Annotated in this window: 1 pseudogene; it reads left to right on the plus strand. The window is 65.8% G+C overall.

The annotated features are described in order from the left end of the window. Positions 1-392: pseudogene (locus EN994_RS35165) on the plus strand (hypothetical protein); the annotation flags it as partial.

Below are 392 nucleotides of genomic sequence, written 5' to 3' on the forward strand. Positions count from 1 at the left end.
CGTCGAAACGGTTGCCTCCGATGTTGCGGCACTGCGTGCCGATATGAAAGCCGGCGGCCGGACGCTCTACGAAGTCACCGACGGCAATGTCGGCCGCATCATGGACATGCGCTGGCTGAAGACCGACGCCGCGCGCTTCCGGCTGGTCGGCGTCGTCAACCGGCTCGATCGTCGCGACTTCGCGGTGCTGCAAGGCGACAGGAGCTGCGGCGAGGTGCGCTTCATCTACCGCCTGGCCTACAGCTTTCGCAAAAACGGCAAGCTGCTGGCGTCGCGCCTGCCATTCAATTTCAATGCGGTCTACAGCGCCACCCCCGACGCCGATGGCGGCTGCGTCGGTGTTGCCGGACGCTGGACACCCCAGCTTGACGAGAGCGTCGATGCCGGCTGGC

Source organism: Mesorhizobium sp. M7A.F.Ca.CA.002.09.1.1 (assembly GCF_003998555.1).
Lineage (GTDB): Bacteria > Pseudomonadota > Alphaproteobacteria > Rhizobiales > Rhizobiaceae > Mesorhizobium > Mesorhizobium ciceri.